The sequence below is a fragment of the Streptomyces sp. NPDC055103 genome (assembly GCF_053607625.1).
This window is the reverse complement of sequence record NZ_JBSGTX010000016.1, coordinates 67,124-80,933: the sequence shown is the minus strand read 5'-3', so window position 1 is coordinate 80,933 and position 13,810 is coordinate 67,124. Positions and strand designations below refer to the sequence as shown.

Genomic DNA, 13,810 nt, shown 5'->3' with positions numbered 1-13,810 from the left:
CATGGGCGTGATCGTAGAGGGCGCCCATCCGATCATCCAGGGGCTGCTACGGCGTCAGGACCCCGTTGAGGAACGGCTCGACGGTCTCGCTCCAGGCCTGGGGTGCTCGTAGCGGAGGAGGTGGCCGGGCCGTCGGGGATCTCCGCGTACGCGCCGTGGCACAGGACGCAGGCCATCATCTCCGCACGAACGACGCGCCGACCTCCACCAGGGCCTGCTCGAGCCGGCCTGCAGCCTTGCATGCCTCCGCCGCCCACGAACCGCATTCTGAAACGACCAGTAAGCCCTCGTCGGCCCTCGTCGGCGGTGGACGGTTCGTGGCGGCATCCCTCACGCGAGTACTTAACCGGATCCGTTAAGCTCTGGACAACGTTGTCATCGGCGGGTCACAGTGTTGCCTCGCTGGTCGGTTCGGAGAGGTGGGCGTGATGCTTTACGGAGCGCTGGATGTCGGGGGTACGAAGATCGCCGGGGCCCTCGTCGACGCGGAGGGGCGCGTCGTGGTGCGGTCGCAGCGGCCGACTCCCGCACACGAGTCCGCCGAGGCCCTGATGGGTGCGGTGGCCTCGGTCGTGGACGACCTGGCGACGCGTCCCGAGTGGGCCTCGATGTCATGCGTCGGCATCGGGAGCGCCGGTCCCGTCGACACCGTCGCGGGCACCGTGAGCCCGGTCAACATCCCCGCTTGGCGCGCCTTTCCCCTGGTAGAGCGGGTGCGCTGCCATCCGGCCGTTCCGCCGGGCATCAAGCCGACGCTCATCGGCGACGCGGTCGCGATGACGGCGGCGGAACACTGGATCGGCGCGGCCAAGGGCGTGGCGAACGCCCTGTGCATGGTCGTCTCGACCGGCGTGGGCGGCGGTCTGGTCCTCGGCGGTTCCGTGCACCCGGGGACGACGGGGAACGCCGGCCACATCGGCCACATCACCGTGGACCAGAACGGTCCGGTGTGTCCGTGCGGCGCCCGGGGGTGCGTCGAGCGGTACGCCAGCGGTACGGCGATCGCTGCCCACGCGCTGGAGTCCGGCTGGAAGCCCCGGCCCGGCCACCCGGCCACGGCCGAAGAGGTCGAGGTCTCGGCGCGTGAGGGTGACCCGAGGGCCCTCGGGGCGTTCGATCGGGCCGGCCGCGCCCTGGCGGCCGCCATCGCGGCGACCTCGGCGCTCGTGGAGCTCGACCTGGTCGTGATCGGAGGCGGAGTCTCCCGCTCTGGCGACATGCTGTTCGCCCCGCTGCGGCACCACCTGACGTCTTACGCCGTCCTGGACTTCACCCGAGACGTCCCCGTCGTGCCCGCCGAGCTGGCCCTCGACGCCGGACTGATCGGCGCGGCCGCCGCCGGTGCCGCCGCGACCGGGCTGCCCCGCGCCGGGGCGGGCGCGACGGGCCGGACGGCCGTGTGACGCACTACCGCCGCCGTGTCGTAGCGGCGTCACATCCTCCCTTTCGGCCGGCCACCACTCCAGGAGCAGTACGTGGATCTTCTGCAGAACACCGTCCAGCCCTACGACTGGGGCTCCACCACGCTGTTGCCCGAGCTCATGGGCGTACCGGCCACCGGCGCGCCTCAGGCCGAACTCTGGATGGGCGCCCATCCGGCAGCGCCCTCCCGGGTCCGCCGGGGTGAGGCCGTGGTCCCCCTGGACCGGGTCATCTCCGAGGATCCGGAGCGCGAGCTCGGAGCGGCCGCCATGCGCCGGTTCGGTCCCCGGCTCCCGTTCCTGGTCAAGCTGCTGGCCGCCGACGCGCCGCTCTCCGTGCAGGTGCATCCCGACCTCGCCCAGGCGCAGGCCGGATACGCGCGGGAGAACGCCCTCGGGGTGCCACTGGACGCACCGCACCGCACCTATCGTGACGCCCAGCACAAGCCCGAGATGATCGTGGCCCTCACTCCGTTCCGCGGGCTGTGCGGATTCCGGAGCCCTGAGGACTGTGCCGACCTCCTCGACTCCCTGAACGTTCCGGCACTGCGGCCGTACGCGGAGACGCTGCGCGTCGTCCCCGAGGCGCAGGCCCTCGCCGAGGTCTTCCGTGCCTTTCTTCGTCCGCTGCCAGGGCTGCTCGACGCCGTCGCGCAGGCGCTGGCGGCGGCTACCGACGCGGGCGGGCTCGGCGTCGACGCTCCCTCCGCCATCCCCGGGCACGCCGACATCGACGCGTACGCCGCCCTCGCGCGCGCCTTCCCCGGCGACCCCGGCCTGCTGTCCGCGCTCATGCTCCGCCACGTCCGACTGGCCCCTGGCGAAGCGCTGTTCCTCGGGGCCGGAGTGCCCCACGCCTATCTCTCCGGTCTCGGCGTGGAGATCATGGCGAGCTCCGACAACGTCCTGCGGTGCGGGCTCACTTCCAAGCACGTCGACGCGGACGAGCTCCTCCGCGTCGTCCGCTTCGGCACGCTGCCGACGCGCGTCCTCACGCCGCACGAGGACGGGGGCGAGGGGGTGTATCCGGCCCCGGTCGACGACTTCCGCCTGTCGCGCTACGTCGTCCGGGCCGGAGAGCCGCCTCGCCCCTTGGCGCTTGACGCTCCGCAGATCGTTCTCTGCACCGAAGGCACCGTCGTCGTCTCCTCGGCCGGCGAGGTGCTCCGTATCGGCGCGGGGCGGTCCGTGTATCTGCCCGCGGGCGCGGAGGACGCCGCCCTTCAGGGCGCGGGCACCGCCTTCCGTGCCACGACGGGGACCGCTGACGACCGGGGGGTGATACTCACTTAACCGGTTATGTGTCGGCTATTGTTCTCAGTCATACGGAAATCTCCCCTCCCTTCGCGGCTACGTACGAGGTGGCGGTCCCGTGGACCCCCGAGGCGTCAAGGAAGGCGTGGGTACCTGGAAGGCGCCCAGGTGCGTGCCCTCGATCACCCCGAAGAGGGTCCGGGCGACGACCTCGCCGAATTGGTGGACGTCATGGCTCATCGCCGACAGCGGAGGGTGCGTCAGCCGGCACAACTGCGAGTCGTCCCAAGCCAGCAGGGAGACGTCGTCGGGGACCGAGAGCCCCATCTCCGCGGCCACCGCCGCCCCGGCGACAGCCATGATGTCGTTGTCGTACACGATCGCCGTCGGCCGGTCCGGAGACATCAGGAGACTGCGGGTCGCCCGCGCTCCCTCCTCGCCCGCGAAGCCGGTCGACACCTGGCGGCGCCCGTCCAGCCCCAGTTCCGCCATGGTCGCCTCGAAGGCGGCGGCCCGGATCCCGCTGTGGCCGAGCCCGGAAAGGCCGCCCACGCGGGCGATCCGCCGGTGGCCGAGGGCCGCGAGGTACCGCACCGCTTCGGCCGCCGCCGAGGCGTCGTCCGTCCAGACCGACGGGAATCCGCCGGTCAGCGACGGATGCCCGACGGCGACGGCGGGCATCCCGAGCGCCCGCAGCGGCGGGATCCGGGAGTCGTCCCGGCGGAAGTCCACCAGGATCGCGCCGGCGACGGTCCGGCCGCGCCACCACTCCTGGTACAGGGCGGTCTCCTCGTCCAGGTCGCGGACGAGGCGGAGCAGCAGGGAGCAGGAGCGCTCGGCGAGGACGTCCTCGATGCCGGAGATGAACTCCATGTAGAACGGTTCGAGCCCGAGGAGCCGGGCGGGCCGGCAGAGCGCGAGACCCACGATGCCCGCCCGGCGCCCGGAGAGGTTGCGCGCCGTCTGGTTCGGACTCCAGCCGAGGTCCCTGGCGGCCTGGAAGATGCGTTCCCGGGTCGGAGGGGACACCCCCGGGCGGTTGTTGAAGGCGATGGAGACAGCGCCTTTGGAGACCCCGGCCCGTGCGGCGACGTCATTGATCGTGACGCGCGGGCCGGGGACGCGAGGGGCCGAGGCGCTCACGCCGCTCCCACGCTGAACAGGGCCGCCCGGACGGCCTCCGGGTCGGTTCCCGTCCAGCCGGTGACGGTGATGCGGGCCGTCTCGCCGGGCAGGAGCGTGACCAGGCCGAGGTCGGCACCGGCTGTCGGGGCGAGCCGGTCGGCCTGGAGGAGGAGGTCCCGCACCAGGGTCCGGGCGGTGACGACCACGTCCACGGCGCCGCCCTCGGCGTGCGGCTCGATCAGCACGTCGTACGCGGGTTCCGGGTACGCGAACTCCTTGTCGTACACCGGGAGGTGGACGGCCCTCAGCCCGTCCGCGTCCGCCACGAGGAGCTCCCGTGTCGAACCGGGTTCGGGCAGGAGCGAGGCGGGGACGACCAGCCGGACGACGGTCCGCTCCGCCGCTTCCAGGTCGAGGGCGACCTCCTTGAGTACGGTGCCGTCCGCGTCGAGCCGCCGCAGGGTGACGGTCGTGCGCCAGGCGGTGCCGGACTGGTTGTCGAGGGCGAGCACCGGGCCTTCCCCGTCGGGTACGAGGGCGAGGACGCGGTCGGCGTAGACGCGGCGCAGCTCGTGGTAGAGCGGCTTGAGGCGGCCGTCGCCGTCGATGGCGGCCCAGGAGCTGACCGGCCAGCAGTCGTTGAGCTGCCACACCACTGTGCCGGCGCAGACGGGCCAGTTGGCCCGCCAGTGCTCGATCCCGGCAGCCACCGCCCGCGCCTGGACGACCTGGGCCAGGTAGTGCCAGCGGTCGAAGTCGCCCTCCGTCAGCCCGAAGTGGCGCTCGATGCCCCGGTCGAGCTTGCCGTTGCCGTCCTCGGCCTTCTGGTGGTGCAGCATGCCGGGGGAGTCGGGGGCGAGGTCCTCGCCGGGCAGGGCCCGCCGGAGCGTCGCGAGGGCGGGCGGGGCCTGCCAGCCGAACTCGGCGCAGAACCGGGGCACGTCGGCCCGGTACTCGGCGTAGTCCTGGCGGTTCCACACCTCCCACGAGTGGTGGGTGCCGTGGCGGGGGTCGTTGGGATGGTGGTCCCAGGAGCCGGACCAGGGGCTGCCCGCGGTGTACGGGCGGGTCGGGTCCAGCTCGGCGACGATCCGGGGCAGGATCCCGAGGTAGTACCCCTCGCCCCAGGAGTCACCCGCCAGCGGAGCCTCCCACTCCCAGGCGCGGAAGCCCCAGAGGTTCTCGTTGTTGCCGTTCCAGAGCACCAGGCTGGCATGCGGGGCAAGGCGGACAACGTTGTCGCGCGCCTCCGCCTCGACCTCGCCGCGCAGGGGTTGTTCCTCGGGGTAGGCGGCGCAGGCGAAGAGGAAGTCCTGCCAGACCATGAGGCCGAGCTCGTCGCAGACGTCGTAGAAGGCGTCGTCCTCGTAGATGCCGCCGCCCCAGACGCGGACCAGGTCGATGTTGGCCTCGGCGGCCTGGGTGAGGCGGGTGCGGTAGCGCTCGGGAGTGACCCGGGAGGGCAGGACGTCGTCCGGGATCCAGTTGACACCGCGCGCGAAGATCCGCGTGCCGTTGACGACGAAGGTGAAGCCGGTGCCGTGCTCGTCGGCGGAGCGGTCGATCTCGACCGTACGGAAGCCGATCCGCCGCGACCAGTGGTCGAGCGGGGCGCCGGCCTCGTCGAGGAGCGTCACGTCGAGCCCGTACAGCGGCTGTGTTCCGTACCCGCGGGGCCACCACAGCTCGGGATCGGCGACCTCCAGGCGCAGCACCGTCTCCTCGCCTTCGGAGGGCGCCTCCGCGACCGAGTCCCCGAGGGTGGCCCGGAGGGTCAGCCGGCGGCCGGTCCCGGTCTCGGTCCGCGCGGTGCGCACGCGGAGCTCGACCCGGCCGGTCGTGCCGTCGACCGTGACCAGCGGACGGACTTCGGCGAGCCGTGCGGTCGACCAGTGCTCCAGACGGACCGGGCGCCACATGCCGGCCGTCACGACCGTGGGACCCCAGTCCCAGCCGAACGAGCAGGCCATCTTGCGGATGTACTGGAAGGGCTCGGGGTAGACGTTGGGCCGGTCGCCGGTGAGCGCGCGGACCCGCTCGGCCTCGTCGTACGCCGAGGCGAAGCGCACCTCCAGCGGGCCGGTCCGCCCGGTCACGTCGAAGCGGTGGACGCGGTGCATGTTCCGTGTGGAGCCGAGCGACTCGCCGCCGATCCGTATGTCGGCGGCGGTGTCCAGGCCCTCGAAGACCAGCTCGGACCGCTCGTGCGCGCTGTCGTGGGCGAGGTCGGTGACGTACGACCACGCCTGCCGGCCGACCCATGCGATCTCGGTCTCGCCGCGGCCGAGGAACGGGTCCGGTATCACCCCGGCGTCGAGCAGGTCGGTGTGAACGCAGCCGGGCACCTGGGCGGGGAGCAGTGCGTCCTCGTGGCGCAGGCTCCAGCCTTCGTGCAGCTCTGTGACGTCCTTCATTGCGTGCGGCTCCAATCGCCTGGCAGGGGGCGGGATGCGTATACGGGCCGACAAGGTAGCCGTACATTTACTTAACTGTCCATGAACCGGTCAAGCGGAGCGCCCATAGGGCACGTCGCAGGCCGTACTCGCGACTCACCGGATCTTTGTGCGTGACGCCCGCGGTAACGATTGAGTATCACGCGGGAAATCAGCACTTTACCGGTTCACGAACGGCTGACATAGTGCCGACATCCCACCGATGACCTGAGCCGTGACTTTGAAGGAGTTGGCTATGGGGAACAAGAAGACGGCGGTGCTCTCGGGCGCTGTGCTGGCCGCCGCGACGCTCGTCCTGTCGGCGTGCGCCGGGGGAGGGGGCGCCGTCACGGGTGAGACGGCGGCCCCGCCGTCCGACCCGAAGGAGGTCTCCGGCGAGATCAAGGTCCTCACGCAGCGGACCGACCTCGTCCAGAAGGGGGTGCTGAAGGCGTACGCCGCCGAGTTCAACAAGGTCTACCCCAAGGTCAAGGTGTCGTTCGACGGCATCACCGACTACGAGGGCGAGGTGAAGATCCGGATGAACACCAAGGAGTACGGCGACGTCCTCTTCATCCCCGGGGCGGTGGCCAAGAACGACTACCCCAAGTTCTTCGCGCCCCTCGGCACCACCGCCGAGCTGTCGTCGAAGTACCGCTTCAGCGACAAGGCCGAGGTGGACGGCAAGGTCTACGGCATCGCCCAGTTCGGCACCGCCAACGGCTTCGTCTACAACAAGGCGCTGTGGAGGAAGGCCGGGGTCACCGCGTGGCCGAAGACGCCGCAGGAGTTCCTCGCGGGCCTGAAGGCGGTCAAGGAGAAGACGGGGGCGACTCCGTACTACACGAACTTCAAGGACGGCTGGCCGCTGGTCCAGTGGACCGCCAACAACGGTTCGGTCGGCTGTGACGCGGACGCGAGCAACAAGCTCGCCGGACCGGTCTCCCCCTGGAGGGAGGGCGGCGAGCTCCGCACCATCGACACCCTCCTCTACGACATCGCCGCGCAGGGGCTCTCCGAGAAGGACCCGACCACCACCAACTGGGAGACCTCCAAGGCCCTGCTGGCCGAGGGCAAGATCGCCACGATGATGCTGGGCTCCTGGTCCCTCACCCAGATGCAGGGCGCGGCGAACGACGGGGGCCTCAAGGCGGAGGACATCGGCTTCATGCCGTTCCCCGTCCAGAAGGACGGCAAGTTCTGCGCGGCGCTGGTCTCCGACTACCAGCAGGCCGTCAGCGTCTACTCGGAGAACAAGCCCGCCGCCCGCGCCTGGGTCGACTGGTTCACCGAGAAGTCCGGCTTCTCGGAGAAGGAGGGCGTGGTGTCCGCGGTCAAGTCCGCTCCCCTGCCGGCCACCCTCAAGGATTTCGTTGACAACGATGTCACGTTCTTCGACCGCTCCGAGGCGAAGACGGCGGCGGTCAACGACATCGACGACGCGGCGGAGATCGGCCTGAACAAGCCCGACTACCGCCAGAAGCTGATCGACACCGCGCGAGGCGCGGCCAAGGGCAGCGCCGAGGACTTCTTCGCCGACCTGAACAAGAGGTGGGACGAGGCGGCGAAGACCACCGGTTCCTGACCGACCGGTGGAGCGGGCCCCGGCCGTACGACACCGGCCGGGGCCCCTGGACCTCCCGCAGTCGCGGACACGAAAGGCCGACATGACCGAGACAACCGACACCGTTCCCGGGGGCGCCGCCATGACACGGCGATCCGCCAAGAACACGAAGGCCGCGCGGGACGGAGCGCGCACGGGAGAGCCTCCCGCGGGCCGGCGCCGTGCGCCCACCGGCGGGCAACCCCGCTCCTGGCGGAACTCGCCGCTCCGCCGGATCACGCCCTGGCTCTTCCTGGCAGGCCCGCTGGCGCTGCTGATCACGTTCACCTACGTACCCGTGGCGAGCATGATCTCGTACAGCTTCACCGACTGGGACGGGGTGAGCCCGGACCGGGAGAGCGTCGGCTTCGACAACTACGTACAGATCTTCACCCGCCCCGAGCTCTTCCGGGTCTTCCTCACCAGCGGCTACTACCTGGCCGCGTCCGTGGTCCAGATCGCCGTCGCGCTCTACTTCGCGGTGGTCCTGAGCTTCGACCTGAGGTTCCGGAACTTCTTCAAGGGGATCCTCTTCTTCCCCTACCTCGTCAACGGCGTCGCGATCGGCTTCGTCTTCCTCTACTTCTTCCAGGACGGCGGCACCCTCGACTCGGTGCTGGCCGGGCTCGGCGTGAGTACCGACCATCCCTGGCTCGGCGATCCCACCTCCGCCAACACCTCACTGGCCGGCGTGTCGGTCTGGCGCTTCACGGGTCTGAACTTCGTGCTCTTCCTGGGCGCCGTCCAGTCCATCCCCGGGGAGCTCTACGAGGCGGCCGAGCTGGACGGCGCGGGAAAGTGGCAGCGGTTCCGGCACATCATCGTCCCGAGCATCAAGCCCGTCATCAGCCTCAGCGTGATCCTGGCGATCTCCGGCTCCCTCTCGGTGTTCGAGATCCCCTACATCATGACCGGCGGCGCGACCGGCACCCAGACCTTCGTCATCCAGACGGTCAAACTCGCGTTCCAGTTCAACAAGACCGGCCTGGCCTCGGCCGCGGCCGTGGTGCTGCTCCTGATCATCCTGCTGATCACCTGGATCCAGCGCAGGCTCGTGCCCGACGACAAGGTGGACCTCGTATGACCCCCGATCGCACCGCGGCCCCGGCAGCGGCCCGCGCCCCCCGGCGCCGCCGCCTTCCCCTCGGGACCGTGCTGACCTATCTGTCCCTGCTCGCCGCCACCGCGGTCGTCCTGCTGCCGCTGACCGTCGTCTTCCTCACCTCTCTCAAGACGTCGGAGGAAGTCGGGGACGGCAACGCGCTCTCCCTGCCCGGGAACTGGCTGAATCTCGACAACTACGTCACGGCGTTCACCGACGGCAACATGCTCATGGCCTTCGGGAACACCGCCTTCATCCTGTTCTTCTCCATCGGCGGGACGGTGATCATCGGCTCGATGACGGCCTACGCCGTGGACCGCTTCACGTTCCGGGCCAGGAAGCTCGTCATGGCCCTCTTCCTCGTCGCCACGCTCGTGCCCGCCGTCACCACGCAGGTCGCGACCTTCCAGGTCATGAACGGCTTCGGCCTGATCGACACGCGCTGGGCCCCGATCCTGCTGTACATGGGGACGGACATCGTCTCCGTGTACGTCTTCCTGCAGTTCATCCGCGGCATACCCACGTCGCTGGACGAGGCGGCGCGGCTCGACGGCGCCAACGCGTTCACGATCTACCGGAAGATCATTTTCCCGCTGCTCAAGCCGGCGATCGCCACCGTCGTCATCATCAAGGGAATCACCACCTACAACGACTTCTACATCCCTTTCCTCTACATGCACTCCGAGGACCTCGGCACGATCTCCACCGCGCTGTTCCGCTTCAAGGGACCCTTCGGAGCCCACTGGGAAGCGATCTCGGCCGGAGCGATCCTCGTCATCCTGCCGACCCTGGTCATCTTCCTGCTGCTCCAGCGCTGGATCTACAACGGCTTCGCCCAGGGAGCCACCAAGTAGCCGGGTACGAAAGGGACGGTCCGGCCCCGCCGGTGGGTGACCGTGTCAGCGGGGGGCCGGCTCCGGCGGCGGTGGGCTGGTGCTCGCCCGGGGCGCGAAGTGGGCGTGTCCCTCGCGGACGTCGCCCACCTCCTCGCCGTTGATGAGGGCGAGCAGCGCGGTCGCGGAATGGGCGCCGTAGGCCGGGATGTCACGCGTGACGGCCGACAGCATGGGGCGGACCACCTGCGTCAGGGGCGACTCGTCCCAGGCCACGACCGACAGGTCGGCCGGGATGGCCAGGCTCAGCTCCTGCGCCACCGAGAGCGCGGCCACCGCCATGATGTCGTTGTCGAAGACGATCGCCGTCGGCCGCTGAGGTGCGATCAGCAGGGCCCGCGCGGCCCGTGCTCCCTCGTCCCCCGTGTAGTCGGTATGGATCACGGTGGCCTGCGGGAGACCGGCTTCCCGGCAGGCGTCGCGGAGGGCGGCGTCACGCACCGCCGTGTGCGCGAGGTCGGCGGGTCCCGCGACCCGTGCGATCCGCCGGTGTCCCAACGCCGCCAGGTACCGCACGATCTCGTGCACGCTCTCGGCGTCGTCCGACCAGATGGCCGGCAGGCCCCCCGACACCTCCGGTGGCCCGATGGCCACCGCGGGCAGGCCGATGTCCTGGACGGCCCGCACCCGGCCGTCGTCGGTCCGCAGGTCCATGAGGAAGACGCCGTCGACCCGCCGCTCACCCCACCAGCGTCGGCAGACCTCGAGCTCCTGCTCCTGGTCGGACACCATCTGCAGCATCAACGCGTACGAGCTCTCGGCGAGTACGGCCTCCACGCCGCTGATGAACTCCATGAAGAACGGCTCCACCCCGAGCGTCCTGGCCGGCCGGCGGACGACGAGCCCGACCGCCTGCGCGCGCCCTCCCGTCAGGGCCCGGGCGGCGCTGTTGGGGCGCCAGCCCAGCTCCTCGGCGATGCTCTTGATCGAGGCGCGCGTGGTCTCCGACACCCCGGGCTGGTCGTTGAGTGCGTACGAGACCGCGACCTTCGACACACCCGCCCGACGTGCGATGTCCGCCATCGTCGGCCGCTTCACTGCCACCCCAGCTCCATCCTGAACACTTGGTGCCCCGACCCTACCTTCACGAGGTCCGGACGCCCGGGTGCCCTCCGGTCCGCGCGGACGGGAGGGCACCCTTCGCTCAGTGGTCGGCGGCGCTGCCGCGGACGACGCAGGAGCGGTGGTTCTCCCAGCCCCAGCCGTCGCCGTCGGGGTCGGAGGACGCACTGGCGCAGTACGGGTAGCCGTTCGGAGCCGTGCCGCCGGTGCCGCCCCCGCCGCCGAAGACCGTGGCCCGTGTGGAGGTGGAGGAGATCCCGTCGGCCCCGAAGAAGAACCGGTTGCCCCACGGAGTGAGCGAGCCGGCGTCGAAGCCGTTGACCATGTCGAGGTACTCGACGCCGCCGCCGTTGCCGCTCCACGACCAGCCGAGGTAGCCGACGCGCAGCGAGCGGGCCGTGGCCATGATGGCGTTCTCGTCGGGGTTGCCGTCGCTGTGGTTGTCGCCGAACTCGCCCACCACGAGGGGGAGTCGATGGCCGACGAAGTGGTTCAGGTAGTTCTGGACCTCGGCGGCCGTGTCGTACACGCCGTACATGTGGACGGAGAAGATGGTGTTGCGGTGAGGGTCGGCGGCGAAGACGGAGGCGGCGTTGTCCCGCATGGTGTTCGACCAGTCCTGGCCCCAGTTGGGCGCGTCCACCATCAGAGCGTTCGAGATGCCGGCCCCGCGGAGCTTCCCGATGGCGTTCTTGGTGGCGTCGGTCCAGGCGGTGTAACCGCTGTTGCCGTAGGGCTCGTTGCCGATGTTGACGACGACGTAGTCCTCCTGACCCTGGAGAGCGCTCTTGATGCCGATCCAGTAGTCGGCGGCCTTGTCGAGGGAGGCGGCCGCGCCGTCCTCGCCGTAACCGGTGGTGTCGTGCACCTCCAGAACGCAGATGACCTTGTGGGCCTTGCAGTCGTCGATGATCGAAGCCACCTTGGACGCGTCGGTCCTGGCCCACCGGTCGCCGCTGCCGAGGACGACACGGACGGTGTTGGCGCCCTTGGCGGAGATGTCGGCGATAGCACCGGTTTCGTTCGGGTACCAGGCCTGGGCGTGGTTGACCCCGCGCATCACGAACTCGTTGCCGTTGGCCTCGTAGACGCGACCGTCACGGACGTGGATGCCGGTGTCGGCGGCCTGAGCGGTTCCGGTGGGGCCGAGCAGGGGCAGCAACAGACCGGCGACGCCGGCGACGGCGCTCCCGACTGCCGTGAACCACGTGCTGTGTGGCGACCTTGACATGCCTGTCCTCCAAAGGAACGGGAAGGGGTCCCCCACCTGCGCCGAGAATCCTGATCAACCAGTTGGACAACGTTGTCAGAATTCACGAACCCGAGCCACTGGTCCGCAGGTTGGGGGTTCTCCCTCATGAGGCACTGTGGGCCGACGGGGTGTCAAGCTTGCGCACTGCTTTAGCTCCGAGGAGCTGAATCACGGGGGCTGGTTCAGTAAACACCTGTGGTCGATTCCGGCCGGCGACGGTGCCCGTCACGTTGGCGTGGGCGCTCTTCAGTGAACCGGGGGATAGGTCAGCACGGTCCCCAGGGGAAGACGGCGGCGCCGAGGGGCGCGGGCAGCTGCCGGGGCCGCGGTGCGAGCTGGCCGCCGTCCAGGGACCCGTCGTCCTGGTCGGACACTCCTACGGCGGCGCCGTCATCAGTGGTGCCGCATGGGGCGACAGCCGGGTGAAGGCCCTCGTCTACATCGCCGCGTTCACCCCGGACTCGGGCGAGAGCGCGGCCGAGCTCGCCGCCAGGTTCCCCGGCGCCACCCTCGGCGACGCGGTGAACCCGCGGTCGTACCCGCTGCCCGGCAGTGGCACCGGCACCGAACTCGTCATCGAACGAAGCAAGTTCCACCGGCAGTTCGCCGCCGACGTCCCCGCCGCCGACGCGGCGGTCATGGCCGCGACCCAGCGCCCGGTCGCCACCGCCGCGCTGGCAGCGCGGAGACGTCCGCATCGCCCACCAGGTGCTCTTCTACCCCGTCACCGACGCCACCTTCGCCACCGAGTCGTACCGCCTCTTCGCCGAGGGCTACTTCCTGCGCCGCGACGCCATGAAGTGGTTCTGGGGCCAGTACACGACCGAGGAGGCCGAGCGCGCGCAGATCACCGCCTCGCCGCTGCGCGCCACCACCGAACAGCTCACCGGACTGCCGCCGGCCCTGGTCATCACCGCCGAGGCCGACGTCCTGCGCGACGAGGGCGAGGCGTACGCGGCGAAGCTCCGCGCCGCCGGCGTCCCCGTCACCGCCCTCCGCGTCCAGGGGGCCATCCACGACTTCGTCATGCTGAACGCACTGCGCGAGACGCGGGCCGCGGAACTCGCCATCGGTCTCGCCACCGACACCCTGCGCAAGGCCCTGGCATGACCGGGCCGTCGACGAGCATGCCGGTGGCGGGCCTCGTGCCCTCCCCCGCGCGGGGAACACGCTTAGGCCGACCGGCGAGCAGCAGACGGAGGATGTGGACGTCCACAGGATTCGATCGCCGGGTCCGGATCCGGTCGACAGAGGTCGCCCGGTAGGTCTCCACCAGCTGGGCGACGGTGAGCTCGGCGTGCTGCAGGCGTTCGCGGTGCGCGACCAGCTCGCCGCCGAGGGCGACGGCCGGATGGACCGCCGCGAACCGTCCGTTTCCCTCGCCGCCGAGAACCACCAGACCCCGGTCCGGCAGCGAACCCAGGGCCGCGTCGGTCCGCTCCCGCGGCAGTCGCGTCGCGTCGGCGACGGCGGGGCCCAGCGCCGAAGGCGCGCCGACGAGCGCGTGGTAGACGGCGGCCTCGTCCGCCGTGAGCCCGAGCTCCTCCGGCCCCACCGTTCCACCTTCCCGGTCCCGCGATGACATCGCTGTCACCAGTGGCAAACGGTCACCACCGGCCTGCGGGCGGCCCCGGGGGACGCGGTGCACCACGAGGACATCGCCCCT

General features: G+C 70.5%; 11 protein-coding genes and 1 pseudogene. 6 read left to right on the top strand and 6 right to left on the bottom strand.

Going from position 1 to position 13,810, the window contains the following annotated elements:
• Positions 1 to 428 precede the first annotated feature (428 nt).
• Both ACWFR1_RS13365 and manA read left to right on the top strand, forming a co-directional pair.
• Positions 429 to 1,403: an ROK family protein gene (locus ACWFR1_RS13365; RefSeq protein WP_453550054.1), complete on the top strand. Its 975-nt coding sequence runs from the start codon at positions 429 to 431 to the stop codon at positions 1,401 to 1,403.
• A 72-nt stretch (positions 1,404 to 1,475) separates the two neighbouring features.
• Positions 1,476 to 2,714, top strand: a complete 1,239-nt coding sequence (manA, locus tag ACWFR1_RS13360) for a mannose-6-phosphate isomerase, class I (protein WP_453550051.1) — start codon at positions 1,476 to 1,478, stop codon at positions 2,712 to 2,714.
• A gap of 57 nt (positions 2,715 to 2,771) precedes the next feature.
• Here the strand turns inward: manA and ACWFR1_RS13355 are convergent, their stop codons facing one another.
• Together ACWFR1_RS13355 and ACWFR1_RS13350 are read right to left on the bottom strand one after the other, a co-directional pair.
• Positions 2,772 to 3,818 (bottom strand): LacI family DNA-binding transcriptional regulator, encoded by a 1,047-nt coding sequence (locus tag ACWFR1_RS13355; RefSeq protein WP_453550048.1) that lies wholly within the window; start codon positions 3,816 to 3,818, stop codon positions 2,772 to 2,774.
• A complete protein-coding gene (locus tag ACWFR1_RS13350; protein ID WP_453550045.1) occupies positions 3,815 to 6,214 on the bottom strand; it encodes a glycoside hydrolase family 2 protein in 2,400 nt (799 codons plus the stop codon). The genes ACWFR1_RS13355 and ACWFR1_RS13350 overlap by 4 nt, the downstream gene beginning before the upstream one ends.
• A 274-nt stretch (positions 6,215 to 6,488) precedes the next feature.
• Between ACWFR1_RS13350 and ACWFR1_RS13345 the strand changes: the two genes are divergently transcribed.
• From ACWFR1_RS13345 to ACWFR1_RS13335, 3 genes are all read left to right on the top strand, one after another.
• The gene (locus tag ACWFR1_RS13345) at positions 6,489 to 7,817 is read left to right on the top strand and encodes an ABC transporter substrate-binding protein (RefSeq protein WP_453550042.1); all 1,329 of its coding nucleotides are present in this window, start codon (positions 6,489 to 6,491) and stop codon (positions 7,815 to 7,817) included.
• A 121-nt stretch (positions 7,818 to 7,938) separates the two neighbouring features.
• Entirely contained in the window at positions 7,939 to 8,919 is a 981-nt protein-coding gene (locus tag ACWFR1_RS13340; RefSeq protein ID WP_453550136.1) for a carbohydrate ABC transporter permease, read from the top strand.
• Positions 8,916 to 9,791 (top strand): carbohydrate ABC transporter permease, encoded by an 876-nt coding sequence (locus ACWFR1_RS13335; protein WP_453550040.1) that lies wholly within the window; start codon positions 8,916 to 8,918, stop codon positions 9,789 to 9,791. The genes ACWFR1_RS13340 and ACWFR1_RS13335 overlap by 4 nt, the downstream gene beginning before the upstream one ends.
• Before the next feature lie 45 nt (positions 9,792 to 9,836).
• On the opposite strand, the gene ACWFR1_RS13330 is transcribed toward ACWFR1_RS13335, so the two are convergent.
• The 3 genes from ACWFR1_RS13330 to ACWFR1_RS13320 form a co-directional block, all read right to left on the bottom strand.
• Positions 9,837 to 10,868 (bottom strand): LacI family DNA-binding transcriptional regulator, encoded by a 1,032-nt coding sequence (locus ACWFR1_RS13330; protein WP_453550134.1) that lies wholly within the window; start codon positions 10,866 to 10,868, stop codon positions 9,837 to 9,839.
• A gap of 106 nt (positions 10,869 to 10,974) precedes the next feature.
• On the bottom strand, positions 10,975 to 12,123 hold the full coding sequence (locus tag ACWFR1_RS13325) for a cellulase family glycosylhydrolase (protein WP_453550038.1): 1,149 nt from the start codon (positions 12,121 to 12,123) through the stop codon (positions 10,975 to 10,977).
• A gap of 457 nt (positions 12,124 to 12,580) precedes the next feature.
• Positions 12,581 to 12,721: a hypothetical protein gene (locus ACWFR1_RS13320; RefSeq protein ID WP_453550141.1), complete on the bottom strand. Its 141-nt coding sequence runs from the start codon at positions 12,719 to 12,721 to the stop codon at positions 12,581 to 12,583.
• Positions 12,722 to 12,822: 101 nt separating this feature from the next.
• On the opposite strand from ACWFR1_RS13320, the pseudogene ACWFR1_RS13315 reads away from it, so the two are divergent.
• Positions 12,823 to 13,254: pseudogene (locus ACWFR1_RS13315) on the top strand (alpha/beta hydrolase fold domain-containing protein); the annotation flags it as partial.
• Here ACWFR1_RS13315 and ACWFR1_RS13310 read toward each other — a convergent pair.
• Positions 13,169 to 13,729 (bottom strand): helix-turn-helix domain-containing protein, encoded by a 561-nt coding sequence (locus ACWFR1_RS13310; RefSeq protein WP_453550035.1) that lies wholly within the window; start codon positions 13,727 to 13,729, stop codon positions 13,169 to 13,171. The pseudogene ACWFR1_RS13315 and the gene ACWFR1_RS13310 overlap by 86 nt on opposite strands.
• Positions 13,730 to 13,810: the final 81 nt, after the last annotated feature.

Bases quoted from the DNA above. Each gene is read 5' to 3' on its own strand.
- ACWFR1_RS13365 (WP_453550054.1), top strand. From the start codon at position 429: ATGCTTTACGGAGCGCTGGATGTCGGGGGTACGAAGATCGCCGGGGCC.
- ACWFR1_RS13350 (WP_453550045.1), bottom strand. From the start codon at position 6,214: ATGAAGGACGTCACAGAGCTGCACGAAGGCTGGAGCCTGCGCCACGAG.
- ACWFR1_RS13345 (WP_453550042.1), top strand. From the start codon at position 6,489: ATGGGGAACAAGAAGACGGCGGTGCTCTCGGGCGCTGTGCTGGCCGCC.
- ACWFR1_RS13340 (WP_453550136.1), top strand. From the start codon at position 7,939: ATGACACGGCGATCCGCCAAGAACACGAAGGCCGCGCGGGACGGAGCG.
- ACWFR1_RS13335 (WP_453550040.1), top strand. From the start codon at position 8,916: ATGACCCCCGATCGCACCGCGGCCCCGGCAGCGGCCCGCGCCCCCCGG.
- ACWFR1_RS13325 (WP_453550038.1), bottom strand. From the start codon at position 12,123: ATGTCAAGGTCGCCACACAGCACGTGGTTCACGGCAGTCGGGAGCGCC.
- ACWFR1_RS13320 (WP_453550141.1), bottom strand. From the start codon at position 12,721: ATGACGAGTTCGGTGCCGGTGCCACTGCCGGGCAGCGGGTACGACCGC.
- ACWFR1_RS13310 (WP_453550035.1), bottom strand. From the start codon at position 13,729: ATGTCATCGCGGGACCGGGAAGGTGGAACGGTGGGGCCGGAGGAGCTC.